Source organism: Shewanella sp. UCD-FRSSP16_17 (assembly GCF_001675935.1).
Lineage (GTDB): Bacteria > Pseudomonadota > Gammaproteobacteria > Enterobacterales > Shewanellaceae > Shewanella > Shewanella japonica.
Map to the genome: position 1 here is coordinate 87,039 of NZ_LZFV01000050.1, position 26,910 is coordinate 113,948.

26 protein-coding genes and 2 tRNA genes are annotated in these 26,910 nt (G+C 41.2%); 8 read left to right on the forward strand and 20 right to left on the reverse strand.

What is annotated here, in order from left to right; translation table 11 throughout:
• Window positions 1-14: 14 nt before the first annotated feature.
• From A9267_RS21295 to A9267_RS21305, 3 genes are read left to right on the forward strand one after another with little or no spacing between them, the layout of a single operon-like run.
• Window positions 15-3,320, forward strand: coding sequence for an efflux RND transporter permease subunit (locus A9267_RS21295; RefSeq protein ID WP_065110666.1), 3,306 nt, complete (start codon window positions 15-17; stop codon window positions 3,318-3,320).
• A gap of 10 nt (window positions 3,321-3,330) precedes the next feature.
• Complete coding sequence (locus A9267_RS21300) at window positions 3,331-3,549, forward strand: YgaP family membrane protein (protein ID WP_065110667.1); 219 nt, start codon at window positions 3,331-3,333, stop codon at window positions 3,547-3,549.
• Between the two features lie 10 nt (window positions 3,550-3,559).
• Window positions 3,560-3,940 (forward strand): rhodanese-like domain-containing protein, encoded by a 381-nt coding sequence (locus A9267_RS21305; protein WP_231919242.1) that lies wholly within the window; start codon window positions 3,560-3,562, stop codon window positions 3,938-3,940.
• A gap of 108 nt (window positions 3,941-4,048) precedes the next feature.
• Here A9267_RS21305 and A9267_RS21310 read toward each other — a convergent pair whose 3' ends face one another.
• The 5 genes from A9267_RS21310 to A9267_RS21330 form a co-directional block, all read right to left on the reverse strand.
• On the reverse strand, window positions 4,049-4,513 hold the full coding sequence (locus tag A9267_RS21310; protein WP_065110669.1) for a GNAT family N-acetyltransferase: 465 nt from the start codon (window positions 4,511-4,513) through the stop codon (window positions 4,049-4,051).
• Window positions 4,514-4,581: 68 nt separating this feature from the next.
• A complete protein-coding gene (locus A9267_RS21315) occupies window positions 4,582-5,157 on the reverse strand; it encodes a CBS domain-containing protein (protein ID WP_065110670.1) in 576 nt (191 codons plus the stop codon).
• A gap of 301 nt (window positions 5,158-5,458) precedes the next feature.
• A complete protein-coding gene (locus tag A9267_RS21320) occupies window positions 5,459-5,995 on the reverse strand; it encodes a YaeQ family protein (protein ID WP_065110671.1) in 537 nt (178 codons plus the stop codon).
• Between the two features lie 142 nt (window positions 5,996-6,137).
• A complete protein-coding gene (locus tag A9267_RS21325) occupies window positions 6,138-7,058 on the reverse strand; it encodes a precorrin-2 dehydrogenase/sirohydrochlorin ferrochelatase family protein (RefSeq protein ID WP_055026184.1) in 921 nt (306 codons plus the stop codon).
• Between the two features lie 122 nt (window positions 7,059-7,180).
• Window positions 7,181-7,498 carry a putative signal transducing protein gene (locus tag A9267_RS21330; protein ID WP_055026183.1) on the reverse strand — a complete coding sequence of 106 codons (318 nt, stop codon included), beginning with the start codon at window positions 7,496-7,498 and terminating at the stop codon, window positions 7,181-7,183.
• A 144-nt stretch (window positions 7,499-7,642) separates the two neighbouring features.
• On the opposite strand from A9267_RS21330, the gene A9267_RS21335 reads away from it, so the two are divergent.
• Window positions 7,643-8,041 carry a DUF3224 domain-containing protein gene (locus tag A9267_RS21335; RefSeq protein ID WP_065110672.1) on the forward strand — a complete coding sequence of 133 codons (399 nt, stop codon included), beginning with the start codon at window positions 7,643-7,645 and terminating at the stop codon, window positions 8,039-8,041.
• The gene (locus tag A9267_RS21340; RefSeq protein WP_065110673.1) at window positions 8,038-8,274 is read left to right on the forward strand and encodes a hypothetical protein; all 237 of its coding nucleotides are present in this window, start codon (window positions 8,038-8,040) and stop codon (window positions 8,272-8,274) included. Before A9267_RS21335 ends, A9267_RS21340 begins: the two co-directional genes overlap by 4 nt.
• Window positions 8,275-8,389: 115 nt before the next feature.
• Here the strand turns inward: A9267_RS21340 and secF are convergent, their stop codons facing one another.
• The 6 genes from secF to A9267_RS21370 form a co-directional block, all read right to left on the reverse strand.
• Window positions 8,390-9,337, reverse strand: coding sequence for a protein translocase subunit SecF (gene secF / locus A9267_RS21345; protein WP_055026180.1), 948 nt, complete (start codon window positions 9,335-9,337; stop codon window positions 8,390-8,392).
• Between the two features lie 14 nt (window positions 9,338-9,351).
• On the reverse strand, window positions 9,352-11,202 hold the full coding sequence (gene secD / locus A9267_RS21350) for a protein translocase subunit SecD (RefSeq protein WP_065110674.1): 1,851 nt from the start codon (window positions 11,200-11,202) through the stop codon (window positions 9,352-9,354).
• A 17-nt stretch (window positions 11,203-11,219) separates the two neighbouring features.
• Window positions 11,220-11,552 (reverse strand): preprotein translocase subunit YajC, encoded by a 333-nt coding sequence (gene yajC / locus A9267_RS21355; RefSeq protein WP_055026178.1) that lies wholly within the window; start codon window positions 11,550-11,552, stop codon window positions 11,220-11,222.
• A 31-nt stretch (window positions 11,553-11,583) separates the two neighbouring features.
• The gene (tgt, locus tag A9267_RS21360; protein WP_055026177.1) at window positions 11,584-12,717 is read right to left on the reverse strand and encodes a tRNA guanosine(34) transglycosylase Tgt; all 1,134 of its coding nucleotides are present in this window, start codon (window positions 12,715-12,717) and stop codon (window positions 11,584-11,586) included.
• A 144-nt stretch (window positions 12,718-12,861) separates the two neighbouring features.
• Entirely contained in the window at window positions 12,862-13,902 is a 1,041-nt protein-coding gene (gene queA / locus A9267_RS21365) for a tRNA preQ1(34) S-adenosylmethionine ribosyltransferase-isomerase QueA (protein WP_065110675.1), read from the reverse strand.
• A 201-nt stretch (window positions 13,903-14,103) separates the two neighbouring features.
• Window positions 14,104-14,310 (reverse strand): hypothetical protein, encoded by a 207-nt coding sequence (locus A9267_RS21370; protein ID WP_055026175.1) that lies wholly within the window; start codon window positions 14,308-14,310, stop codon window positions 14,104-14,106.
• Between the two features lie 181 nt (window positions 14,311-14,491).
• Here A9267_RS21370 and A9267_RS21375 point away from each other — a divergent pair, with 181 nt between their 5' ends.
• Window positions 14,492-15,088: an acyl carrier protein phosphodiesterase gene (locus A9267_RS21375; RefSeq protein WP_065110676.1), complete on the forward strand. Its 597-nt coding sequence runs from the start codon at window positions 14,492-14,494 to the stop codon at window positions 15,086-15,088.
• A gap of 116 nt (window positions 15,089-15,204) precedes the next feature.
• The gene (locus tag A9267_RS21380; RefSeq protein ID WP_065110677.1) at window positions 15,205-15,864 is read left to right on the forward strand and encodes an RluA family pseudouridine synthase; all 660 of its coding nucleotides are present in this window, start codon (window positions 15,205-15,207) and stop codon (window positions 15,862-15,864) included.
• A gap of 99 nt (window positions 15,865-15,963) precedes the next feature.
• On the opposite strand, the gene sstT is transcribed toward A9267_RS21380, so the two are convergent.
• The 7 genes from sstT to A9267_RS21415 all read right to left on the reverse strand — a co-directional run bounded on the left by sstT (window position 15,964) and on the right by A9267_RS21415 (window position 24,386).
• Window positions 15,964-17,187, reverse strand: coding sequence for a serine/threonine transporter SstT (gene sstT / locus A9267_RS21385; RefSeq protein ID WP_065110678.1), 1,224 nt, complete (start codon window positions 17,185-17,187; stop codon window positions 15,964-15,966).
• A gap of 215 nt (window positions 17,188-17,402) precedes the next feature.
• A complete protein-coding gene (locus tag A9267_RS21390; RefSeq protein WP_065110679.1) occupies window positions 17,403-18,281 on the reverse strand; it encodes a chemotaxis protein CheV in 879 nt (292 codons plus the stop codon).
• Between the two features lie 192 nt (window positions 18,282-18,473).
• A complete protein-coding gene (locus A9267_RS21395; protein ID WP_082972505.1) occupies window positions 18,474-19,991 on the reverse strand; it encodes a phospholipase D family protein in 1,518 nt (505 codons plus the stop codon).
• A gap of 103 nt (window positions 19,992-20,094) precedes the next feature.
• Window positions 20,095-20,565 (reverse strand): phosphatase domain-containing protein, encoded by a 471-nt coding sequence (locus A9267_RS21400; protein ID WP_065110680.1) that lies wholly within the window; start codon window positions 20,563-20,565, stop codon window positions 20,095-20,097.
• Window positions 20,566-20,661: 96 nt separating this feature from the next.
• On the reverse strand, window positions 20,662-21,981 hold the full coding sequence (locus A9267_RS21405) for a DEAD/DEAH box helicase (RefSeq protein WP_065110681.1): 1,320 nt from the start codon (window positions 21,979-21,981) through the stop codon (window positions 20,662-20,664).
• A gap of 301 nt (window positions 21,982-22,282) precedes the next feature.
• Window positions 22,283-22,807 carry a methylated-DNA--[protein]-cysteine S-methyltransferase gene (locus A9267_RS21410; RefSeq protein ID WP_082972506.1) on the reverse strand — a complete coding sequence of 175 codons (525 nt, stop codon included), beginning with the start codon at window positions 22,805-22,807 and terminating at the stop codon, window positions 22,283-22,285.
• The gene (locus A9267_RS21415) at window positions 22,797-24,386 is read right to left on the reverse strand and encodes a DNA-3-methyladenine glycosylase 2 family protein (protein ID WP_231919244.1); all 1,590 of its coding nucleotides are present in this window, start codon (window positions 24,384-24,386) and stop codon (window positions 22,797-22,799) included. Before A9267_RS21415 ends, A9267_RS21410 begins: the two co-directional genes overlap by 11 nt.
• 179 nt (window positions 24,387-24,565) lie before the next feature.
• On the opposite strand from A9267_RS21415, the gene A9267_RS21420 reads away from it, so the two are divergent.
• Complete coding sequence (locus tag A9267_RS21420; RefSeq protein WP_065110682.1) at window positions 24,566-26,395, forward strand: ABC transporter ATP-binding protein; 1,830 nt, start codon at window positions 24,566-24,568, stop codon at window positions 26,393-26,395.
• Window positions 26,396-26,671: 276 nt separating this feature from the next.
• Here the strand turns inward: A9267_RS21420 and A9267_RS21425 are convergent.
• Window positions 26,672-26,747, reverse strand: a tRNA-Val gene (locus tag A9267_RS21425).
• Between the two features lie 37 nt (window positions 26,748-26,784).
• Window positions 26,785-26,860, reverse strand: a tRNA-Val gene (locus A9267_RS21430).
• Between the last annotated feature and the right edge of the window lie 50 nt (window positions 26,861-26,910).

Below are 26,910 nucleotides of genomic sequence, written 5' to 3' on the forward strand. Positions count from 1 at the left end.
GCCAGGATTTAGTTATGACCAAATCACAGACTCTTGGTATTTCTGGAAAAATCGCTCAGGCTTTTCAGTCAAGCGCGATGACCCCATTAATTGCATTACTGGCAATATTACTGGGCTTATTCGCTATTGTTGTCACACCAAAAGAAGAAGAACCGCAGATTGATGTGACCTTTGCTGATGTCTACATTCCTTACCAAGGTGCCACTCCAGATGAAGTAGCAAGGCAAGTCACCTTACCGGCTGAAAAAATCATCTCTGAATTAAAAGGCATCGATACCCTTTACTCTTTTTCAATGAATGATGGCGCATTAATTATCGCTGTATTTGATGTCGGAGTACCTAGAGATCACGCTATTGTCAATTTATACAACCAGCTCCAATCAAACCAAGATAAGTTCAATCAAGCGGCTGGAATTGGTTCACCATTGATTAAACCGCGTGGAATCGATGATGTGCCGATTGTCGGATTAACGTTATGGTCGAAAGATGAAAATGTAACACCAGAATCACTTACCATTGTGGCAACTGAGCTTGAAAATGAATTTAAGCGCATTAAAGGTACACGCGAAATTTACTCAATGGGTCGCCAAGAGCTAGCAGTCAATGTCAGGCTTGATCCCATTAAAATGAATCATTATGGCATTAGCTTTTCTCAGTTAAGGCAAGTTATTACCAGCAATAATTATATTTCATCGCCAAGCGACTTAACCCAAAATAATCAACTTATTAAAGTACAAACGGGGCAGTTTTTACAAAGTGCTGACGATGTAAGAAATTTGGTCATTAAGGTGGCTAATCAAGAAGAGCATCAAAGCCCAGTGTATTTATCTGACATTGCCGAGGTTAACTTAGCAACTGATATTGCAACTCAACATGTCCTGCATCTAGATAAGTCAGGTGTTTACCCAGCAGTAACTATCGCTATCGGTAAACAAGGTGGCGAGAATGCCGTCGATATAACCGCTCAAGTTCTTGAACGTTTGAATAAAGTCGACAACCTGCTGATACCAAATAATGTCGAAGTCACGGTTTCAAGAAATTACGGAGAAACTGCAGGTAATAAAGCCAATACTCTGATATTGAAGTTAGTCTTTGCTACCTTGGCGGTTGTCATATTGGTGCTGATAACAATGGGAAGGCGTGAAGCAATGGTCGTCGGCATTGCTATTATTATCACCTTAGCCATGACCTTATTTGCTTCTTGGGCATGGGGGTTCACCCTCAATCGAATCTCGCTTTTTGCTTTAATTTTTTCTATCGGAATATTGGTCGATGACGCCATTGTCGTTGTTGAAAATATTCACCGTCATATGGCGTTAGGCAATAAAGACTTCAAAAACCTTATCCCTTTAGCTGTCGATGAGGTTGGCGGTCCGACGATTCTAGCAACGTTTACCGTAATAGCGGCACTTATGCCAATGGCGTTTGTTTCTGGCCTTATGGGGCCTTATATGAGCCCTATTCCGATAAATTCCAGTATGGGGATGCTTATTTCGCTAGTCGTTGCATTTGTTGTAACCCCTTGGCTGAGTTTAAAGCTATTAAGGCATGGAGCAAATCATCGCCAAAATCTGAGTGAAAACCTTAGCCCAAATAACAGTCATTCAGAGCCGAATAACCTTACTTCAGAACAGCCTGTGGCGAACAAGTTTGCAGACCAACAGCCGTTATCCACTAAAGGTAGTCAATTACAGCGTCTATTTACCTGGCTGATGACACCGTTTTTAATCGGCGAAAAAGCAAGGTTAGCCCGCTTAGGACTCACTGGTGCCATCATCTTTTTAATTGCCATAGCGGTTGCATTACCTGTTGGACAAGCAGTTATTTTGAAAATGCTGCCATTTGATAATAAATCAGAGTTTCAAGTCTTAGTCGATATGCCTGAAGGGACGCCTGTGGAACAAACACAGCGAGTACTAAAAGCATTAGGTGATCACTTGCTCACCGTTGATGAAGTTGACCACCTTCAGCTTTACGCTGGTACGCATGCACCAATTAACTTTAACGGTCTTGTAAGGCATTACTTTATGCGCCAAAGCCAAGAGTTAGGTGATATTCAAGTCAACTTGGTCGATAAAGCTCATCGAACCCGCGATAGCCACCAAATTGCCACAGCTGTTCGCAGCCAATTACAACACATCGGAGCCCCTTACCAAGCCAATATCAAAATTGTTGAAGTCCCTCCAGGTCCACCAGTTTGGTCACCAATACTGGCTGAGGTTTACGCCCCCACAACCGCACTGCGTGAACAAACAGCCAACAAGCTTAAACAGCGATTTGAACAAACTGAGCATGTGGTCGATGTGGATATTTACCTTCCTGCTCAAGCATCTCAATGGCGAGTGTATATTGACAGAAGTAAGGCGCAATTAATGGGATTACAGTATCAAGATATTGTAACCACACTTGCGAGTGCAATAGAAGGTGAGCATGTTAGTTACATTCGAAACCAAGACTTTCAGGTGCCCGTTCCCATTAAGCTGCAAGCTTCTGAGCAAGCTAAAATTAATTTACAACAGCTTCTTCAATTAACACTTAACAATAGTCACGGAGAACCTGTTCGCCTTAATGACGTAGTTAAGGTCGAGCACGGTAATATCAATACCCCTATTATCCATAAAAACATGCTGCCAATGATCATGGTCGTGGCTGATATGGCAGGCCCAACAGACAGCCCGCTATATGGCATGTTTTCTATGTATGCCGATATTGAAAAAGACAATCTAAGCGGCGTGAACCCTATCCCTGTACAGCAACATTTGATCAATCAACCAGATGGATTAGACACCGTAGCCATTTTGTGGGATGGCGAGTGGAAGATTACCTATGAAACCTTCAGAGACATGGGAATTGCCTATGCCATTGGCATGATTGCAATCTATTTGCTTGTTGTAGGACATTTTAAATCTTACTTAGTGCCTTTGGTCATCATGGCACCTATTCCACTAACCATCATAGGTGTTATGCCAGGGCATGCGCTGCTTGGCGCTCACTTCACAGCCCCATCGATGATAGGCATGATTGCACTTGCAGGCATTATTGTCCGTAACTCAATCCTATTGGTGGACTTTATCAAACTAGAAACGGCTAAAGGTGTACCACTTGAGCAAGCGGTTATTCAATCTGGTGCGGTCAGAGCAAAACCGATTATGCTCACCGCTTTTGCTGCGATGATTGGGGCTTTATTCATTATTGATGACCCCATTTTTAATGGATTAGCTATTAGCTTAATTTTTGGCATTTTTATATCCAGTTTGCTCACGCTGATTGTTATTCCGATTTTGTATTACAGCGTAATGAAAAATCGACCATCAAACTAAGGAGATAAGCATGTCTTTGGAACGCATAATTATGGCTTTTGCAGGCTTTATGGTATTGCTATCAATGGCGTTAACGACTTGGATAAATCATAATTTTATCTGGCTAACGGTATTTGTTGGCGCTAATCTATTACAAAGTGCTTTTACTGGTTTTTGCCCTGCAGCAATATTATTTAAAAAACTCGGCGCTAAGCCTGCTGCAGAGTTGGCAATGACCGACAAACCATAGAGGATTCATTGTGCAACAACACCCTACACGCTTTTTAAATCAAGTCGCTTTACTCCTATTCGCTGGCTTAGCACTGGTGCTGTCGACAGTATCTACTGCTGATGAAATGCCTCCAGCGGTCGCTTGGGATAAAATTAATAATGGCGCCATGATCATTGACGTGCGTACAGAGCAAGAGTTTGCAGCTGGTCATTTAGATGGAGCGATTAACATTCCTTTTGAATTGGTACTAAAGCAATTAACCAAACAAAAGCTTGATAAAGATACGGCGATTGTATTGTATTGCAGAAGTGGAAGAAGAAGCGGTATTGCCAATAACGACCTTGTGGAAGCGGGTTTTACCCAAACCTATAATGGCGGGGGCTTTGAACAGCTTATCGCACATCAGTAAAATAATAATATGGCCAAAACAAAAAAGCCTCACTAAGAGGCTTTTTTGTTTTGGGTTAATGATGAGTATACAGGCTGCTTCATAAGACTGTTTCATCACAGCGCTTCATCACAAGAGCGCTTTCGTCATAGGTAAGCAAGTTAATTCAATGCCTCTAGGCGAGTAAAAAATAGCCTCTCGCTGTCCTTCAAAACCGCAAGCACGATAAAAGTCGACAGCGTTGAGTGACGCATCCAAGGTTAATTTTTCGCATTGTGCTTTACGTGCTTGTAATTCAAGGTACTGAATCATCTGTTTTCCAAACCCTTGACCAATATACTCTGGCCGCACAAACATAGCATCGACCATACCTGTGGTCAGGTTTATCATCCCAACACCCACAATATTGTCATTCATAATGGATACATAGCCATTAGCGGCAAAGTCTGTCACAAAGTGTGCGGGAAGACTGCCTTCGGTCCACTTTTGCAAAGTCTCATCCTCATAGTGGCCTTTACATTGAGCTAAAATCGCAAGATTACGAATTTCAAATGCAACGGCAGCATCATCCTTGGTCGCTTTTCTAATGTGCATAAATCATTTATTTAGAGGGCTTTATAATACGATATTATTTTTGCTCATTAAAAACAATACGTTGCTGATTAACTGGCAAGTTTAACTTTTTCAATGCTATCGAATATTTCCATAAAGCTTGGGTTTTGATTTACATCGATAGGAAGCTTGAGCTTTCTGACAATGTCATTTGCAGAAATAAGCCCTCTAATCACATTCAACTTATTATCAACCACCAAACAATGTTGATGTTGAGAGCGTTTCAGCGTCTCGATCACATCACTGATCCTCGCATTAAGAAGATCTTCATAATGGATCGCTTTAAGCGCACTTTTGGGCAACATAAAGTCAGAAAGTAATAATTGCTCGCGTGGGAAGCCTTGAGCCACATGTTTTTGCATTTCTTGACTGTGGAGCATTTGTAAACTTACTAAGCCCATAAAGTGCCCTCTTTCATCGATAACAATTTTAAGCCTCACATGGGACTGCTTCATTAAGTGTTCAACATCTACTGCAGCAGTGTTTAACTTAATAACCAATGGTTTGAGTAATTTAAAATCAGTAAATACAGAGGTTGCTGCGGAAAATAAATTAATATGTTCTGAGACTTCTGGTTGGGCAAGAAGATCGATTTTATCGACCCCATGTAATGATAACGTCTTCATCGTCACTTCCTTAATAGACTGAACTAATACAAATTCCAATTCGTTATCGAGTCTTTTTAGGTTGTTTCAATGTAAGTTGGCCTGAATCAGGTGCTATAGATATGGTTGCAATATGCCTTTAATCAGTTAGTTAACGCTATCACAGTTATCATTAAACAATCACTTACTTCGATTGGTAGGCCATCGATTAATAATCCGAACTAACCTAGATTAAGATAAATCTAGGTTATTATTAAATCGGTGCTCGTCGTTTTGCAAAGACTTGGTAACCTACAAATTATAGTCCAAATTTGCTGCAATATTATTTAAGCCGTTGTGGCAGGATCATCAGACTATTACTGTCATCAGATAGCCAAATTTCGCCATCACTGATACTGACTTGTAACTTCATATTGCGATTAACAAAAACTGCCATCGCTTTAACGGCTTCTTCGTCAATATTAAACACTGACAGATTTTTATAACGTTGTAATGCTTGCTCATTTTGCTGCCACCAAATCGGTACGCTGCGGCCAGCATAAGTAATTAACTGAACCTGTTTTGAGCGACCACATGCTTTACGCAGCCACTTTTCATCAGCCTGGCCAAACTCAATCCACAGGTTAATTTCATCAGATAAACTTTTTTCCCATAACTCAGGTTCATCATCAACACACAAACCTTTACTAAATTGCAGAGAGTCCGACGCATTCATAATGAAAGCCAAAATACGTACCATCATTCTGCTGTCAGTTTCAGAAGGGTGTTGTGCAATCGTCAACTGGTGGTCAGCATAATAATGTCTGTCCATATCAGCAATTTGAAGAGCGGCTTTATAAACGGTAGCTTTGGGCGCCATGGGGATTCCAATAAAATAAAAAAACCGAGTTTATACTGTTTAACTTCAGTATGAAACTCGGCTTGAACTTATCTCTGACTCGATCACCTAGCGTATTAACATGGTCAGTTATTGTCAGCACTAAATAATTGGCAAGTTGTGATTAAAGAGCGCCTGGTTGCAGGTGTTTTGCCATAGGAAAATGTGCCTTTAATTTGTTTAACATACTGTCGTCGACCACCAGTAATACTTTATCACCATGATTATACTGTTCAGCTAATTGGCTTAAACTGGGAATGATTTCTCGACTTGCGTCTCGACGAACAAGCTCGTTAATTGTATTTGTCGACTCGTCTCGCTCTGCTTCGGTATAAAAAATGTCAATTTTTTGCAGTAATGGCATGGCCGCTATAGGCAGCAAATTGGCATCATCATGTTTATTGAACAGTAAAATTTCACCTTGATGAGATATTTGAGAAAACGCTTCTTGATAGTGACTTTCGGTGACGGTGTCATATCGGTCATTATTTTGCTGAAAAAAACGTTCCCAAAATAAGCGCCTCTCTTTACCTGATGTAATTCGCTGCTGTACTTCTACACGCTTTGAGGCAACAAAATCAAATAAAGGGTTTAATGATTGCGGCAACATAGTTTCAAGGCGAGAACGAATGGTACGAGCAAATACAGGAGCAGCCCCTGCAGTACTAATAGCAACGACTAATCGGCCTCTGTCGACAATAGATGGGGTGATAAAACGGCAATAGCTTGGATTATCAACAACATTTACCCAAATGCCTTTTTCACGGGCAATAACGGCATAATCCATATTCAGCTGCGCATTAGCTGTTGCCATATAAAGTAAATCATAACCTGTCATATCATCCGTATTGACACTTCGCTGAAATAATGAAATTCGACCTCGCTTTTGATAGGCCTTGACCTCATCAGCAATTTCAGGGGCAATAACGTCAATATGGGCTTCGGTGCGTGAGAGTAAATCTAATTTACGAGTAGCGACTTCACCGGCGCCAACCACTAACACTTTTAATTCTTTTGTATCCACAAACAATGGAAAGTATTGCATTTATCACTCTCAAAATAATCACAATGACTGAAAACAGTCGTGAACAATATCACTCACTATCCCATTAACTGACTCAGTTGTCCTAGTCAATTTTGCTATCAAGAATAATGATTGATTATAGATTAATTATGAGGAGTACTTTGTGGGGAGCTGCATTGCCAGCATAATTCAAAACTGCCCTCATTCATTTCATGGCATTGTAAGCATTGCCATTGTGGACGTTCCATATCATGGGACTCTAATAAGTTACGGGCTTTTTCAACTTGATGTTGATTCACCCATAAATCGACAGTTTGCATTTCGGTTGGTAACTCACCAACACCACCAACAAGCGCTTCACCCGTGAGTTCAACCATAATGCCATGGGTCTCGAGTAAGCCTTTCCACGTATGGGCTTGAAGTAAGTTTCCACCGGTGAGTAATACTTTTCTATCTTCCATTATTATTCCTACAGCTATTGCTCTGCTGGCAAATTTTTAATCATCCTACTTGTAAATGGTTCTTAATGTCGAGCATTGATTAAACTTTATACTCAATATATGCTCAACAAGGTACTTAAAGGAGTGCACTCAAAGGAGATTGGTATGACACTTCATATATCAGGCATTTTTCAAATAACCAGTTGGGATGAAACCACTGATATTCAGCACCCAGATGGAGCAAAGCAGACATCAGCCAGTATAACCCAAATGTATTCTGGTGATCTTGAGGGCGTCAGTCAGCCCAAGTACATTATGTGTTATACAACCGATGCCCAAGCGGTATTTTGTGGCTATGAAAATGTCGAAGTCACTATCAACGGCAAGTCTGGTAGTTTCGTATTGCAGCATAACGGTAAGTTTGAACAAGGCGTCGCAATCAGTAGTTTTATCATCGTGCCGAATTCAGGACAAGGAGAGCTAGCGAATATTGACGGCAAAGGCAGCTTTACCTCTGGTGAAAAGGGGCAAGCTAACTACCAAATGGAAATAACCTCACTGTGATACCTTTCAATATCAGTCGATTGCACACAGAAGTCGGAATTGTGCAATTGAATGGACATTGGGTTCCAAACCCAGATTACGAACAAAAGACTGCCTTACACATAAATCGTTTATCACAACTTTCAACAGACGGTTGGGTAGAACTTGATATCAACCACAACGGCAACATAAAATTCATTCAACAGCTACAGCCGTTTGTCGTGCAGCACTTAGTAGCGCAACAGCAGTGCTAATTGAGCGCTAGTTGCAGAACATAATGGCAAACAGCAACACACTTTAGCCATCAAAAACCTTAATTTATAAACAAAAAAGCCACTCAATAGAGTGGCTTTTTTAGATTAATACCGTTTATGGCATCATTGAAGGTTGGTCAGCACCTTCTTTTTCAATCTCAACAGGCATCATGTGCTCACGACAGATACCCAGTTTAATTGCAAGGTAACTTGCCACATAGATTGAAGAATATGTACCAACGAAAATACCGCATAATAACGCTGTCGCAAATCCGTGAATCATACTACCGCCCTTTAGGAACAAGGCAATGACAACAACCAGCGTAGTACCTGTTGTGATAATGGTACGGCTCATTGTTTGGGTAATAGACGTATTTACCACTTCATTTGGTCCGCCTTTACGCATCTTAAGGAAGTTCTCACGGATACGGTCATAAACAACAATAGTATCGTTTAATGAGTAACCAACAACGGTCAATAAGCCAGCCAGAACTGTCAAATCAAACTCAAGTTGTAAAATTGAGAAAATACCTAATGTTACGATAACGTCATGGGCAAGTGCGGCTACAGAGCCCATTGCCAAACGCCATTCGAAACGGAAAGACACATAAATAAGAATACAGATTAATGCTACGATAACCGCAAGGCCACCCTGCTCAGCAAGCTCTTTACCCACTTGTGGACCAACAAACTCAACTCGCTTTTGAATAACGCCAGCATCGATAGTTTGTGCGCCATCCATTACAGCTGCAACTTGAACTTCACTTTTCAGATCCTCAAGAACAGGTAAACGGATTAACACATCTCGGCTTGAGCCAAAGTTTTGAACCACGGCACCACTTGCGGCATCAGTTTCGTACTGAGCGCGAAGTTCAAGTAGATCAACAGGTTTCGAAAACTCAAGTTCTACGACAGTACCGCCAGTAAAATCAAGTCCCCAGTTAATCCCTTTTACACCTAAAGAGGTTAAAGAGGCGATAACCAAAAACATTGAAAAAATACTGATGACTTTCGCATGCTTTAGGAAGTCGATCATTTTGGTAACTGAAAATATTTGTAACATGGTCAACTCCTCCCTTAGATAGATAGTTTCTTAACGCGTTTACCACCCCATATGAGATTCACAATTACGCGAGTTCCCACAATAGAAGTAAACATAGACGTTGCGATACCAATCATTAGAGTTACAGCGAAACCTTTTACAGCACCCGTACCCACAGCAAACAAAATCAAGGCTGTCATAAAGGTGGTAATGTTCGCATCAGCAATAGTAGAAAATGCGTTACCGTAACCTTCATGAATCGCTTGTTGCACACTACGGCCTGCCAGTAATTCTTCACGAATACGTTCGAAAATAAGGACGTTACCATCAACCGCCATACCGACAGTCAGTACCATACCAGCAATACCAGGAAGCGTTAGTACCGCTCCAGGAATCATTGACATTACACCAACAACCATCACTAAGTTAGCAGTAAGCGCTAAGTTAGCAATAACACCAAATGCACGGTAATAAACCAGCATGAAGATAAGTACGATTGCCATACCCCAAATCATTGCCATTTTACCGTTTTCGATGTTTTCAGCACCTAGACTTGGACCAATTGTACGTTCTTCAACAATCGTCACAGGCGCAATCAAGGCTCCGGCACGTAACAATAATGCCAGGCTTTGTGCTTCGGCGTGATCAAGACCATTAATCACAAAGTTACGACCAAGACGCGCCTGAATCGTAGCAACAGAAATGACTTCTTCGATCTTAGTCATTTTTACCGTGCCGTCAGGATTACGTTGCCCGCTATCTTTATATTCAATGAACAACGTTGCCATTGGCTTGCCAATGTTATCTTTGGTCACGTTAGAGAAAATATTACCGCCTTTCGCATCTAAGTTAATAGACACTTGAGGACGACTGTATTCATCAAAAGAAGGTTGTGCACCGGTAATATGATCACCCGTCAACATAACTTCTTTTTTCAATACAGCAATACCGCCAGAGCGACGAGGGTATACTTCAGAAGAGGCTGGTACTCGACCATTTGCAGCTGCTGCTTGATCCGCATTTTCGTCAACCATACGAAATTCAATCGATGCTGTTGCACCAAGAATTTCTTTTGCACGAGCAGTATCTTGAACACCAGGAAGCTGCACAATGATGCGCTCAGCACCTTGACGCTGTACCACGGGCTCAGCTACACCTAGCTCATTAACACGGTTACGGATAGTCGTAATGTTTTGCTGAAGAGCTTCTTCCTTAATTTGCTTAAGGTATACATCACTCATATTTGCGTGAAGCATATAGTTTTCACCAACACTGTTGTCGGTAAATACCATGTCGTTACTTAATGATTTTAAGTAGCGCTCAGCTTTTGCCAAGTTATCAGCATCACGGAACTTAATTTCCAATCCTTTTGCTGTTTTTCTGACACCAGCATAACGAATCTTTTGCTCACGTAATTGACTTCTAAAGTCAGCAATTTTGGCTTCTTCCATCTTGCGGATGGCTTCCCCCATGTCCACTTCCATTAAGAAGTGAACACCACCACGTAAATCTAGACCTAGCTTCATTGGCGTCCCGCCAACAGCTTCAAGCCACTCTGGAGTAGCAGGCGCTAGATTTAACGCAACGGTATATTTATCACCTAAACTTTCAGCAATGGCTTCTCTTGCTAACAATTGCTGTTCAGCATTTTGAACACGGACAATTAATTGCCCGTCTTCGAGCTCAGCGCGCTTAACCGCAATGCCTTTACTCTCAAGTAATCCATTTACTGACGATAGTGTTGAAGCCGTGACTTCCGCGCCACGAGTCGCTACGACTTGTACCGCATGGTCCTCACCAAAAAGGTTTGGAATTGCATAGAAACCACCAATGGTGATGACAAGCAACACCATGATGTTTTTCCACATTGGGTATTTATTTAACACACCTGAGCCCTCTTGGCTTACAACGACTGGATAGAGCCTTTAGGCAATACCGCTGCAACATAATCCTTTTTAATCGTGATTTGGCTAGTTTCATTAATGCTTAATAAAACGTAATCACTGTCGTCACTGATTTTAGCAATCTTGCCTAAAATGCCGCCGCTTGTTAGCACTTCATCACCCTTACTTAATGCTGACATTAGGTTTTTGTGCTCTTTAACGCGCTTAGACTGAGGACGGAAAATCATGAAGTAGAAGATCAAGCCAAAAACTACTAGCATGAAAATCAGTTCCATAGTGCCGCCACCTTGTGGAGTGCCTGCTGCGTTTGCGTATGCATTTGAAATAAACATATTACTCTCTTCTTGTTTTCTAAATTAAAAATCAGTCTTTTAACTCTGGTACAGGTGGAACTTCACGACCTAACTTGGTGTAGAAATCTGTCACGAAGGCGTCTAATGTACCCGTCTGAATAGCACCACGCAAACCTTCCATCAAAATTTGATAGTAACGTAGGTTGTGAATGGTGTTTAAACGAGCACCTAGAATCTCATTACAGCGATCTAAGTGATACAGGTAAGCACGTGAGTAGTTCTTACAAGTATAACAATCACAGCTTTCATCTAATGGCGATGTATCATCACGATGGCGAGCGTTACGAATTTTAATCACGCCTTCTGATGTAAATAAATGGCCATTACGGGCATTACGTGTAGGCATGACACAATCGAACATATCAACGCCACGACGAACACCTTCAACTAAATCTTCAGGTTTACCTACGCCCATTAAATAACGAGGTTTATCTTGTGGTAACTGAGGACATACATGCTCAAGGATGCGGTGCATATCTTCTTTAGGCTCACCAACGGCTAACCCACCAACAGCATAACCATCAAAGCCAATGTCAGTTAGCCCTTTAACGCTTTCATCACGTAAATCTTCGTAAACGCCACCTTGAACGATGCCGAACAGCGAATTAGGATTTTCTAAGCGATTAAACTCGTCACGTGAACGTTGCGCCCAGCGCAAAGACATTTGCATCGATTTACGCGCTTCATCATGTGTTGCAGGGTAAGGAGTACATTCATCAAAAATCATCACTACATCACTGCCTAATGAGTTTTGAATTTGCATCGACTTTTCTGGATCTAAAAAAATCTTCTCACCATTAATTGGTGAACGAAAGTGCACGCCTTCTTCGGTGATTTTACGAATATCACCCAAACTGAATACTTGGAACCCACCCGAGTCGGTTAAAATAGGACGTTGCCAATTCATAAAGTCATGTAAATCACCATGCTTACGCATGATTTCTTCACCAGGACGTAGCCACAAATGGAACGTGTTGCCCAATAGAATATCAGCACCCGTTGCACGGACTTCTTCTGGTGTCATGCCCTTTACAGTACCGTAAGTACCAACTGGCATAAATGCTGGGGTTTCAACCGTACCACGTTCAAAAACTAAACGACCGCGACGTGCGCGTCCGTCTGTTGTATCAAGTTCAAAATTCATATTTCACCTTGCCAGATAAACAGTCTGACTCGTTGTTGTTGCATAAGACATGAGGGCATTAGCGATAACTTCAAGGTTAAAGCTAAAATTAACCCAAAAAAATACCCACCTCTGTGGGCGGGTATTTTAGATCAAAATCAAACGTTACGGGGCTTTTTTAGTTAAAAACATGGCATCGCCATAGCTAAAAAAGCGGTATTTTTGTTCGATCGCGTGTTGATAGGCATTCATCACATTGTCAAAACCCGAAAATGCACTAATTAACATAATCAACGTCGACTCGGGTAAATGGAAATTAGTCACCATTGCGTCAATCACTTTAAATTCGTAACCAGGAAAAATGAAAATATCCGTATCGCCTTTGAACGCGGCAAGAGGAGCCTCCCCACTTGCTTTAGCTGCGCTTTCAAGTGAACGAACCGAAGTGGTTCCTACGGCAATCACGCGATTACCCGCAGCTTTGGTTTCAGCGATTAAATCGACAACTTCTTGCGACACTTCAGCCCACTCAGAATGCATCACGTGCTCGTTAATCGTATCAACTCGAACAGGTTGAAAGGTGCCAGCACCGACATGCAAAGTAACAAAAGCAATGTTAACCCCTTTATCTTTTAACGCCGCAAGCATGGCATCATCAAAATGCAAGCCTGCAGTTGGCGCTGCGACTGCACCTGGGGTTTGATTATAAACCGTTTGATAGCGCTCTTTGTCTGCATCTTCATCAGGGCGGTCGATGTATGGCGGAAGCGGCATGTGGCCCACTTCTTCTAACACTTCTAAGATTGTTTTATCAGCGTCTAATTCAAGTTCGAATAATGCGTCATGACGCTTGAGCATTGTCATTTCATAACCGCCATCTAAGATAACGATTGAATCAACTTTTGGGGATTTTGAGCAACGCACATGGGCTAAAATACGCTTATCATCCAACATTCTTTCGACAAGTATTTCTAACTTTCCACCTGATGCTTTTTGGCCAAACAAACGTGCAGGAATAACGCGAGTGTTATTAAACACCATTAAATCGCCACGATTAACCTTTGATAATACGTCAGTAAATTGCTGATCCTCTAATGCACCGCTATTTCCATCAAGCGTTAGTAATCTTGATGCATTACGTTCTGCCATTGGGTAACGAGCAATAAGTTCATCAGGTAAATCAAAAGAAAAGTCAGCAACGCGCATATCTATACTCTATTCAAAGGACAATAAAAACGGGCGCTAGTCTAGGACTACCAGCCGTTAATATCAAGTTTATCGCAATAAATAGTGCTTGAAGATTACACAGTAAATCCGATGCCCGAATGTTAATCATCGGCTAGAGTGAAAAGCGAGTAACAGCCAAAGCCGTTAATACAATGAAGTCTACTATCTATGAGTAAATCGTTATTTGGAATTAGGTGATTTAAATTGACTCACATTACTGTCTAAATCAGGGATACCGGAATGGGTTTTAATTGAATCGTTTTCTTCGGCAAGCGCTTGGGGTTCAGGGCGAAAGGATTGCTTTTCAAAGCGGAGATCAATTTCGATTTTTGTGCGTTTACGATTAGGTTGCTGTCCCAATACTGACATTATCCAGTTTTTCATCATCCGTGATCCTTAAACCGATTATTTATTATGTCGCAACGTCCCTCAGAAATAATAGCAATGACATTTGAGTAGAAATCTATATGATTGATTCTAGACTTATAAAAAATGCTAATTGATGGTTAATTTCTGTCTGCATGGTTTAGCATCATACTGAAAAACTCAAAAATTAAAAGTACAAAATATGAACTTTCTTGCACACCTACATCTAGCCGATATTAGTGATACTCATTTGGCAGCCAATCTCGCTGGTGACTTTGCAAAAGGCGATATAAAACACTTCCCAAAACATCTTCAGCAAGGAATTTGGCTACATAGACAAATTGATAAAATTACCGATAGCCATGAAATAATTGTGGATTTAATTAAATTGTTCCCTAAATCCTCTAAAAGAGTTGCTCCCATCCTTATCGATTTAGCATTTGATCATTACTTGGCTTTTTATTGGGAAGAATACCATCAAGACTCACTTGCCGATTTTACTAAGAAGGCATATCACAGTTTAGACACCACAGAAGAGCTGCCTGAAAAGCTGCAACTTATTGCTCCTAGCATTATCGAACAAGACTGGTTATCCGCCTACCAAACTAAACAAGGGATGAATAAAGCCATCGAAGGGGTTAGCCGACGTATATCAAAGCCAGAACTCTTTAAAACGGCCATCAAAGATGTCGATAAGTTGTATGTTGATATTGAAATCGCATTTAGAACCTTCTACCCGCAGTTAATGGCATACAGCCGTATTTACAGTCGAAAAACACCTGAACAATACCTGCCATAAATACCCACCTCACCTCTAAGTTGCAATTATTACCCACATGCTGTGTGTTTAAGCGTTACTGCACAGCTAAAAGTTTGCTAAAATAGCCGATTATTCTTGTAAACCGATGCCACTTAATGCAAATTTTTGATTACCAACCACCTAGTATCCCTTGGCTTGATATTCGCTACAAAGACCGCGATATCATTGTGATTAACAAGCCTGCTGGGTTACTTGCTAATCCGGGTAAAGCACTAGTAACCCACGATTGTGCTATCACACGTGTTCAAACGCTGTTTCCCGAGGCTATTTTAGTACACCGCTTAGACTGCGATACTTCAGGCATTATGGTGTTTGCACGTAATAAAAAAGCAGAATCTCATTTAAAAACCCAATTCCAAGACCGTAAAACCAAGAAGGTCTACATCGCTGAGGTGAAAGGACGAATTGAAAATGATTCAGGTACTGTCGATTTAGCATTAGCTGCAGACAAAAGTAATCCGCCATTTCAGGTTGTTTCAGAAACTGGCAAGGCTGCAATTACCCATTACGAAGTCATTGAAAGACATCCAGAACATACACTAGTTAAATTAATACCGGAAACGGGCCGAACTCACCAGCTGCGTGTTCATATGCTTGCACTCAACCACGTGATCCTTGGTGATGCGTTTTATGCCGATGAACAGACTATCGCACTAAGGGATAGGTTAAGTTTACATGCACAAATGCTAACTATAACCCATCCATATACCCAAAAGCAGCGCACCTTTTTCAGTAAGCACCCTTTTAGCGACTAAGTATATTCTTAGATGTACTAACTAAGCTGTAGAAAAACTGTAAATTCAAAACAAAAAAAACCGCTCATACGAGCGGTTTTTTAATGCTTACAATAAGCTTTAGCTGTTTTCTTTTGCTTCAGCAGCTTCACATGCCGCAGCAGTGAATACCACGTCAGTAGAACTATTAAGCGCGGTTTCAGCTGAGTCTTGAACCACACCAATAATGAAGCCCACTGCAACCACTTGCATTGCAACGTCGTTCGAGATACCGAATAAACCACATGCTAATGGGATCAGTAGTAATGAACCACCTGCAACACCTGAAGCGCCACATGCAGAAACTGCCGCGACTACACTCAATAACACAGCAGTTAGAAAGTCTACTTGAATACCTAAGGTATTTGCAGCAGCTAATGTCAGCACTGTAATCGTGATTGCCGCACCGCCCATGTTAATGGTTGCACCTAACGGAATTGATACTGAATAAGTGTCTTTATGAAGCTTTAACTCTTCACATAAGGCCATGTTGACAGGAATGTTTGCCGCACTTGAACGAGTAAAGAATGCCGTCACACCACTTTCGCGTAAACACTTTAATACTAATGGGTAAGGATTACGGCGAATTTTCAGGTACACAATAATTGGGTTAACAACTAATGCAATAAACAACATCGCGCCAACGAGTACGGCTAATAACTGTGCGTAACCTGCTAATGCATCAAATCCCGTTTCTGCGATAGTGCCTGAGACTAAACCAAAAATACCAATTGGGGCAAAACGAATAACAAAGCGAACAATCTTAGTCACACCGTCACTTAAATCCGACACGACTTTTTTAGTTGATTCACTAGCATGATGTAACGTGATCCCCAGACCCACTGCCCATGCCAAAATACCAATGTAGTTGCCTGTTAATAATGCATTGACTGGATTATCAACAATTTTAAATAACAATGTATTTAATACTTCAGCAATGCCTTGTGGCGGGTTAGAACCTTCAACTCCGCCAGCCAACAGTAACGTTGTTGGAAATGCAAAACTAAATCCCACAGCCGTTAATGCCGCCGCTAAAGTACCGACTAAATATAAGCCAATAATAGGGCGCATATTAGTTTGGGTATTTTTCTTTTGATTTGCTATCGATGAAGCAACGAGAATAAAGACTAAAATTGGTGCAACCGCTTTCAGTGCTTCAACAAACAAACTTCCTAAAAAAGAAACTTGTGTGGCTGCTGAAGTTGAGAAAGTGGCTAAAATAACACCCAGAATAATACCGGCGAGAATTTGTAGCACTAAGCTACCGCTAGCGACCCGCGCTAACAGAGATGGATTTTGATTCATTGCTTGACCTATGATTATTATATTTATGGCTTTTAGTAAGCTCTAATATTTGTGCGGCTTTTAATAAGCTCTGATAGGTATATATCGGATGAATTGGCTAAAGTCTAGTCTAGAGAAGAAATGATGCGCTAATATTACTCGCTATTACCAAACAAACCACATTTAGCCAACATGTGACTAATTATGATGCAGTGGGTTAAATCATTTAAAAATTGTTATTTCGCCCCTCGTAGCATGGCTTCGATTAATTCATGGGCATCAAATTTGGTTAAGGCTTCGTTGGCGCCAACTTGATGTGCCTGACTCACACTTATCTCACTCGATAATGACGTGTGTAAAATGATATAGGCATCAGCCAAATCAGGATTGTTTTTAACTTCAAATGCCAACTCGTATCCATCAAGTCCCGGCATTTCAATGTCACTAACTAAGATATTAATTGGTTTTTGTTGGTTGGCCGCTTCTTGCATAATGGTCAATGCATCATGACCATCAGCGGTAACCTCATAAGCAATGTTGATTGAATCAAGGGCGTCAGATAATTGCTTTCTAGCGACTTTTGAGTCATCAACAAGCAAAATCCGCATTGGCTTTAATCGCTCACGCTGAACATCGGTGAGCATTGCGCGACTTGTTGCTGGATCTTGTGGGAATAGTTTTGCCATAAGCAACTCAACATCCAGCAACTGCACTAGCTTATCATCCACTCGGGTTACCCCAGTTAAAAAAGCGGAGTGACCTAAATTAGCCGCCGGCGCTTCAATATCACGCCAATTACATTCAATGATCTTATCAATGCCACGAACCAGAAAACCAATCACCATACGCTGACAATCAGTAATAATCACATAACACTTTTCTTGTTCAGATTTAGCGATCGGTTTAAATCCAATTGCACCTGCCATATCAATAATGGCAATGGTTTTACCACGCACAGTTAATGTGCCAAGAATATAAGGATGAGACTGAGGGATTTTCGATAACGCGCTAAAAGGCACTATTTCACGAATTTTTAAAGTACCGAGGGCAAACTGCTGCATTTGGGTTAAATGAAAAAGGAGTAACCCTTGTGACTGGCCTGCTTTGCTCTTCATATACCATCCAATAACAACTGTGCTAAGTTTACAGCAACACTAACATAATCATTCGCAGGTAGCTGATACAAAAACGGGTGCTCATGAACAAGTATTCTGCTAAAACAGTAACACTCAGCACCATATCAAATTGAGTTAATCACAACCTAAATGGCATAGCAAATCACAGCTTAGGTTTATGATTGAGAAAAGTTAAAGTTGTGACTCTATTGGCAACAATGATAAAAAATCTGCCATAAATTTACGCCAAAAACCCGCACCAGGCTCAGCATAAATCACTTTATCATTGAGGTTATCAAGCCAGACTAAGTCACCTTCTTCAATACTGAGTTCGTAAGCTTTTTCATCTGCAGTAATGGCTATCCCATTTAATATATCTTGAGCGAATTGCGCGTTCTCGATAACTAAGCCCATTTCTGTATTAATTAAGGCCGAGCGAGGGTCGAAATTAAACGAACCGACAAAAATTATCTCTTCATCTATGACAAAGGTTTTAGCATGTAAGCTGGTTTTACTGCTCCCTTTCCAGCTCGATTTTTTCTCAGTTGCATCGCCTCGAACTTCATAAATTTTTACGCCACCTTCTACTAATTTTTGACGATATTGTTGATAACCAGCATGAACAGCAAGGACATCGGTCGCGGCAAGGCTATTGGTGACAATGGTAATTTGTTTACCTTCTTTGACCGCACTAATTAGTCCATTTGTGGCTTCATCACCAGGAACAAAGTAAGGCGATACTATTAACAACTTATGCTGAGTTTGATTAAAAAAGAAAGCTAAATCATCAAGTAAAATGCCATCTTCACGGCCTTGTTCAAGCTTATTTGGCGGATCGAACACCACATGAGCTTCTCCCCAATACCAATCTAACGTTTTATTTTTAAGCCTCTCAATCAAGCTACTGTTTTCAAGGCGTTTAACGTACTCACCTTGGGTTAATGTGGCTTCAAACTCAGCAGCCTTTACCTTTAGCATCTCAAGATCAGAATTAAGCTCATTTGCATCAGCAAGCTGCTGAATACTTTGCACCTGTTCAGAATTCCAATAGGTATCGAACTGATTTGAAACTTCATCGACAGCTTCGCCTACAGCCAGCACATCTAAGTCACCAAACTCAACATTCTCATTGGCGGAAAAGTACTCACCACCAATATTTCGTCCACCAACAATGGTGACGAGGTTATCAATGGTCAATGATTTATTATGCATCCGATGGTTCATGCGGCCAAAATCACTTAAGAATGCTAAACCACGATACTGACGTTCGTATGAGGGATTAAATAACCTGATAGAAATATTAGGGTGATTTGCAACAGCCAATAACCCATCGTCATGGTTAGCAGTCGTTAGATCATCAAGAAGGATACGAACTCGAACTCCACGCTCAGCTGCATTATATAAAAATAAGGTAAGTATTTTCCCTGTTTCATCATTTCGATAAATGTAATATTGCAGATCAATACTCTTTTGCGCGCTATCTATCATCGCCAGCCTTGCGATAAAGGCATCAATACCATCTGATAAAGCTTTTATGCCTGTTAAGTTTGGCTTTTTCTGAGAGTTTATATAGTTAGCGAGGGATGTATCGGTTGGCGGGTTAAACTTATACTGCTTTTCAAGGGGGGCAAAATCGACCTTGGAGGCACAGCCCGACACTATAAAAGCAAACACATAGCAAAGCAGTAATATGTATTTATTTTTAAGCATCAAGTTTCCCTTTCTCGATTATTTTATATTCGATTCATAACGCTTCGAATAACAGCAGTTTATTGTTGAGGGCTATATTAACGTCAATTAGCCCTCACTTAATTTAATCTTGCAGCGCGTATAGCACATCAAACACCAGTTGGTCCCAGCCTTCAGCGCTAAATGCAATATCACGAACACTGCGAACTTGGCTGACGGCATGAACTGGCGCTGCGCCATTATCCATTAAATAATATGCCATCATTATCCCAGTTCTGTCTTTACCTGAGCGACAATGGATCATCACGGCGACATTGTCAGCTTCACATTGCCTGATAAACGCTAGCGCTTTTCTCGCTTGGCTAACACAAATCACCACATCTCCCTCTTGTGGAGGAATGTTGCGTGAAAAAGGAGTGCACAAATAGCGTAAACCTTGTTTCTCAATCTCATCAGTATCAACATTATCGCCGTTATTGACCGATAAAACTGCGCCCACTCCGGCGGCTTTTAATTCTGCTAAATCCCATTCATCCTTATTAGGGCCACTACGACCGGCAATCACGCCGTCAACTAACCAAAATAACTGCTTCATATTTAATGGTTGCTCTTATTACATAGGTAGGATGTAAAACCCTGACAGCCTCATTGAACAGATGCATCACACATTCTGCCCATTAAGTCGCCAGTATTATTGTTTATCTTTTGCAGCTGAATGCCAAATATCAACATTCACTGGTGCTTTGTTCTTTTTCTTCTTTTTGCCTGTTCCTGCAGGTTTTGCCATAGGCTTAGTAACGTCTTCATCTTCAGGCGCCTCTTCGTCAGGTTCAAATCCAACAAAGGTTTCACGTTCTAAACGAATTTTGTTTTTCTTTTCAATCACACTAAAGTGATGGAAGTCAGCGTGTGCAATTAACGAAATGGCCAAGCCGACTTCACCAGCACGACCACTTCGACCAATGCGATGCATGTAATCAGCAGGGCTTCGAGGTAAATCAAAATTAATGACCACTGGAAGTTTTTCGATATCGAGTCCACGAGCGGCAATATCGGTGGCAATTAACACTTCAATATCGCCCGCTTTAAATCCATCAAGAACTCGATTACGTGCACCTTGGCCTTTATCCCCGTGGAACACTTCTGCAGTAATTCCTCGCTTAGAGAGTTTTTCAGCTAAGTGTTTACAACTGTTTTTAGCATTGACGAAAATCAATGCTTGGCGCCATTGATTTTGTTTAATCAATTCGGCCAGTAATGCGGTTTTCTTTTCACGGTTTACGGCAAAAACACGCTGAACTAACGTGCTTGCGTCGGCGCTTTGTAATTGAATTTCTACTGGTGTGGTGAGCAAGTTATCTGTAAGGGTGCGCACTTCTTCAGGGAACGTTGCCGAAAACAATAACGTTTGTTTTTTATGAGGCATTAAGGCTAACAGAGCGGCTAACTCTTCAGTAAAGCCTAGACTCAGCATTCTATCTGCTTCATCAAGCACTAAGGTATCAACGTTATCGAGCTTGATAGCATTACTAGAAATCAAATCTAGCAATCGCCCTGGTGTTGCAACTAATACATCAGTGCCGCCACGCAATGACAGCATTTGAGTATTGGCTGATACGCCACCAAAAACTGCGGTTGATTTAATAGCACCATTAAAATACACAGCATAAGATTTAACGCTATCAGCGACTTGCTTAGCAAGCTCACGAGTAGGAACTAGTACTAATGCAGAAACAAAGTTACCTTTGTCTTTTTTAGCCGTTTGTTGTGCTTGATGAATTTTTTGCAAAATGGGTAATACAAATGTGGCTGTTTTACCTGAGCCAGTGTTGGCACCCGCTAATAAATCTTTTCCTGCAATCACACTTGGAATAGCTTGCGCCTGGATCGGCGTTGGCGTTTTATATTCCATTTCCTTTAGACGGTTGGTAATGGGTGCAATTAGGCCAAGTTCGGCAAAGTTGGCTGCACTGATGTGTGAAGCTTCAGGAGAATGATTAGCTGATGTCATTAAATTAGGGTGCTCAAATATAAATATAAATCGAATAAAACAGTAAGGTTTATTTTAGCTTATTTGAGCCGGTTAAGTTAGCGATATTGCGCAACCTATGAGTAATTAATAACCTTAATCGGTATTAGATACAGGTATTTCCCATCAAAAAGCCAAACACCCAGTTTAAACTCATATGCAAACAGTCTTGAGCGATAACAGTGTACTAGTATCATCGGTGGTCAAATAAGCGGTTAAACGGCCACCAGTTCATCTTTCGAAAAGTTTGACTGAATACCAATAGCTTAGCCCTAATTGAGCGCTAACGACTTTCAAGATTTAATAAAAATTGCTTCATCTCAAGTCCATAAGCATAACCAGTTAAGGTACCATTCTTACCGATAACTCGATGACAGGGCACGATAATAGCTATTGGGTTTGCCCCATTTGCAGCGCCAACAGCACGCACCGCTCTAGGGCGCTCAATTTTATTGGCAATATCACCATAACTGCAGACTTTGCCAAATGGTAAATCAACTAGCGCTTGCCAAACCTGTTGTTGAAACTCTGTCCCCTTGGCAGCAAGTGGCACATCAAAGTGAACTCTTTGGCCTGAAAAATACTCTTCGAGCTCGTGAATAGCTTGTTCAATCCATTGTTTAGCTTGGCTAATGTCTGCGCCAGTCGCTGCTTTTATTTCAGAGGATAATGAATAATTTGCGGCATGTGAGTCTTTACCAATCACTTGCAAATGCGTTAAACCTGCCACTGAAGCTTGTAGCTTTAAATCGCCAACAGGACTTTTAAAAATAGATTGATGCAAGGGGGGTAACATATTAATTTTCATTTTGGCTCCACAATTGAAACGTGAGATAACTGCCCCATGGGCTAACTTGCTTAGCGAGGTTGTTAACGAATGTTTGATACAACTTAGGGGTAAACTCACCCTTATTTGCTATCGCAAACGGGTTGTTATCAGGCAAGTCATTTAAGGCAAGCAAGAGGGCTTTAATTCGATTTTTAATTACTAAGTCTCCGCCCAGAAACACATCAGGGTTACTCTCTCCTCGCATTTGAGCATAAGCAATAGTCCAAGGACCTATGCCTTTTATATCTATCCATTTACTGGGGCAAGCAAATGGATTTTTAGCAACAAAGTCACCAAGGCTATTTAGCGCACGTTTTCGAGATTCAGGCATTTTAAATTCATCTAAACTCGTTGCAGCGATGGACTCAGCGCTAGGAAAAAACTGCACTTCCCTACCTCCAACTCGCTTAACTGCACCATAATTTTTAACGAGTATATTGAGAAGTTTACTGGCTTGAATCACACTCACTTGCTGGCCAAGTACCGCGCGACACCCCGCCTCAAATACTGAAGCAGTACCTGGAATTCTCAAGCCTTGTTTAACCTTCATCCCTAAGTTCTGCAGCGGCTCAAATGATTGTTCAATCACGTCCATATCCGCGTCTAAATCTAGTCGCTGCCTGATAAATCGCACGGTTTGATGTAAATACCGGATATGTTCAGTCTGTTCAAATTCAACTGTTAACGCTAATTGATTCTTGCCTTTGACAGGAACAACTTCATAGACACCTGTCACTGTTTGCTCATTGAATGAAAAAGCAAAACTTCTCCCATAAGAAAAAGTTGTTTCATTCAGCCACTCCATACCATCTACTGCACGCAATTGATAAAACGACCAAATATCCTGCCATGAATACGGTGGCCGATAATCCAACAATAACTTAATACCTTGCGAGTTAGTTTCTGCAGACTTGTTTACTTTTTGGGTTTTGCGTAGCTGTGTTGGCGTCAGTAGTAGTTGTGATTTAAACACTTCATTAAAGCGTCTTATGCTATTGAAACCTGCCGCCATCGCGACGTCCGTTATCGATAAGCTGGTTTGATGTAGTAATTGTTTCGCAAACATCAATTGCCTGTATAAGGCATATTTTTTAGGTGAAGTCCCGAGTTGTTGATTAAATAAACGTGACAAATAACGGGAGCTTATCCCTAATCTTGCTGATAATTCCGTTAAAGACTGCGCATTCTCACCAGAAAGGCTACCACCTTCGATTAACGAAATAGCTCGCTGCAAACTAGTGCTTGTACCCTGCCACGCATTAGATTCTGGAGCACTGTCAGGTCGGCAGCGCAAACAAGGCCTCAGCCCAGCTTGAGAAGCCTTTATCGCCGAATCGAAATACACCACATTTTGCTCTTTAGGAGGAGAAGCAGGACAAATTGAACGGCAATAAATTCCTGTCGTTTTTACGCCAATGAAAAAGCGACCATCAAAGCGTGCGTCACGACTTAACCTCGCCTGTCTGCAAACATCATTCGGCAAATAACATGCAATTGAAGGTTCTAGAACCGGTTCGAGCTCGTTATCTGGATGTGGCTGGTTGTGTGTACTAGTCATCATATGTCGATAAGTCAGTGATGGAGATAACGTCACTTTACCCAAAGTTTACCTTCACAACTAGCGGAAAACGGAACTGAATGCTGATTAACTTCGCACAAGGATTGTCACAATCTATTCAACACTTGCATCATAAGTTACGGTATCCTAGCAATAACTAATATTCATTCGAGTTGTTGATGTTTAAATTTTTTGAATCTTTAACGAACCCTTTGCCTCAAGAAGAGCCCACCAAGGCACCTAAAGGCGTGTACGCGTTTTGTCGCCATTACACCCGAGGGTTTGAAAAACACCTGATTATTATGTCGATGTTGACTGCCACACTCGCCATTTTAGAAGTCTCGCTTTTCGGGTTTATGGGTAAGTTAGTCGACTGGTTAGTCACTAAAAACCCTGAAACCCTATGGCAAGATGAAGGTAACACGTTAATTGGCATGTCTGTCATTGTGCTGGTAGTGATCCCGCTACTCGTATGGTTACACGCCTCTATCGTGCATCAAACTCTATTAGGCAATTATCCGATGGCAATACGCTGGCAAGCACATCGATATCTGCTTAAGCAAAGTATTTCATTTTACCAAGATGACTTTGCAGGTCGTATTGCCACTAAAGTCATGCAAACTTCTCTCGCAGTTCGTGAAACAGTAATGAAATTACTTGATGTATTGATGTACATCTTGATTTATTTCACCTCTATGCTGGTTATGATAGCCAGTGCTGATGTCCGTTTAATGCTGCCTATGCTTGTATGGTTATTTGCTTACATCGCCATCCAATGGAAGTTAGTACCAAAATTAAAAGCAATTTCAGCCAAGCAAGCTGATGCTCGCTCGACAATGACTGGCCGTATTGTTGACAGCTATACCAACATTTCGACTGTAAAATTATTCTCTCATACGAAACAAGAAGCCGATTATGCTCAAGACAGTATGATGGGCTTTTTGCACACCGTTTATGGTCAAATGCGCCTTGTCACGATTATTAATGTGCTGGTGCAAGGGATTAATTACTTACTGGCGTTTACCATTGCTGCTGTTTCAATTTGGCTTTGGGCTGATGATGCTATTACCGTTGGTGCTATCGCTATTGCGGTAAGTTTAGCATTACGTTTAAACGGAATGTCACAGTGGATCATGTGGGAAATCAGCTCACTTTTTGAAAACATCGGTACTGTCACTGACGGAATGAACACCTTATCTAAGCCTATTGAAATTGAAGATAAGCCTGATGCCACAGATATTTGTGTCGACAACGGCAAAATTGATTTCAATGATGTTAGCTTTAACTATGGTGAAGACTCTGGGGTGATTAACGATTTAAATCTCAATATCAAAGCGGGTGAAAAAGTCGGCTTAGTTGGCCGTTCTGGTGCCGGTAAGTCAACATTAGTTAACTTACTCATGCGATTTCATGATGTCGAAAAAGGCCATGTTGCAATCGATGACCAAAAAATTACTGATGTTACCCAAGACTCATTACGTTCAATGATAGGGATGGTCACTCAAGACACCTCATTACTCCATCGTTCGATTAGGGAAAATATACTCTACGGCGATCCAACTGCAACTGAAGCACAGCTAGAAGCTGCGATTTCGCAAGCACAGGCTACTGACTTTATTAAGGATTTATCAGATCCATTTGGTAATACAGGCTTAGATGCACAAGTGGGTGAGCGTGGTGTTAAATTGTCTGGTGGTCAGCGTCAACGTATCGCTATAGCCCGTGTTCTACTTAAGAATGCGCCGATTCTTTTACTTGATGAAGCGACATCGGCATTAGATTCTGAGGTTGAAGCTGCGATTCAAGAAAGTTTGTATGAGTTGATGCAAGGTAAAACGGTAATTGCTATTGCTCATCGCTTATCAACTATCGCTGCAATGGACAGATTGATAGTATTAGATAAAGGCAAAATAGTTGAGCAAGGTACGCATCAAGAATTAATCAAATCGGGTGGGATCTACGCACAGCTTTGGGCACATCAAACAGGTGGGTTCTTAGGGATCGATTAAGCTTAAATTGAGTTTATAAAGCACAAAGCCGTTCAATGTAATCACTGAGCGGCTTTTTATGGCTCAGCAACAATATGCAGAGTGAATATAGACTAGCTTTCTCGTTAAATACTCTGGTTTATGAAGATTTGCTCATGCTTTGTAAAAAAACGAGTGATAGGCTTTGAAAACAAAAAGTGTGAACACAATTAAATTGAATAGAACATCAAACAGAAAACAATGAACTGTTGGTGTTTAAATCAAACTTGAGAATTTAATGAGGTAAAGCAGATGAAATGGTGGTCGATACTGGGCTCGAACCAGTGACCCCCTCCTTGTAAGGGAGGTGCTCTCCCAGCTGAGCTAATCGACCTGGGATTTCRTAATGTTTTAATTCTTTACAAAAAGAATGGTGGTCGATACTGGGCTCGAACCAGTGACCCCCTCCTTGTAAGGGAGGTGCTCTCCCAGCTGAGCTAATCGACCTGGGATTTCGTAATGTTTTAATTCTTTACAAAAAGAATGGTGGTCGATAC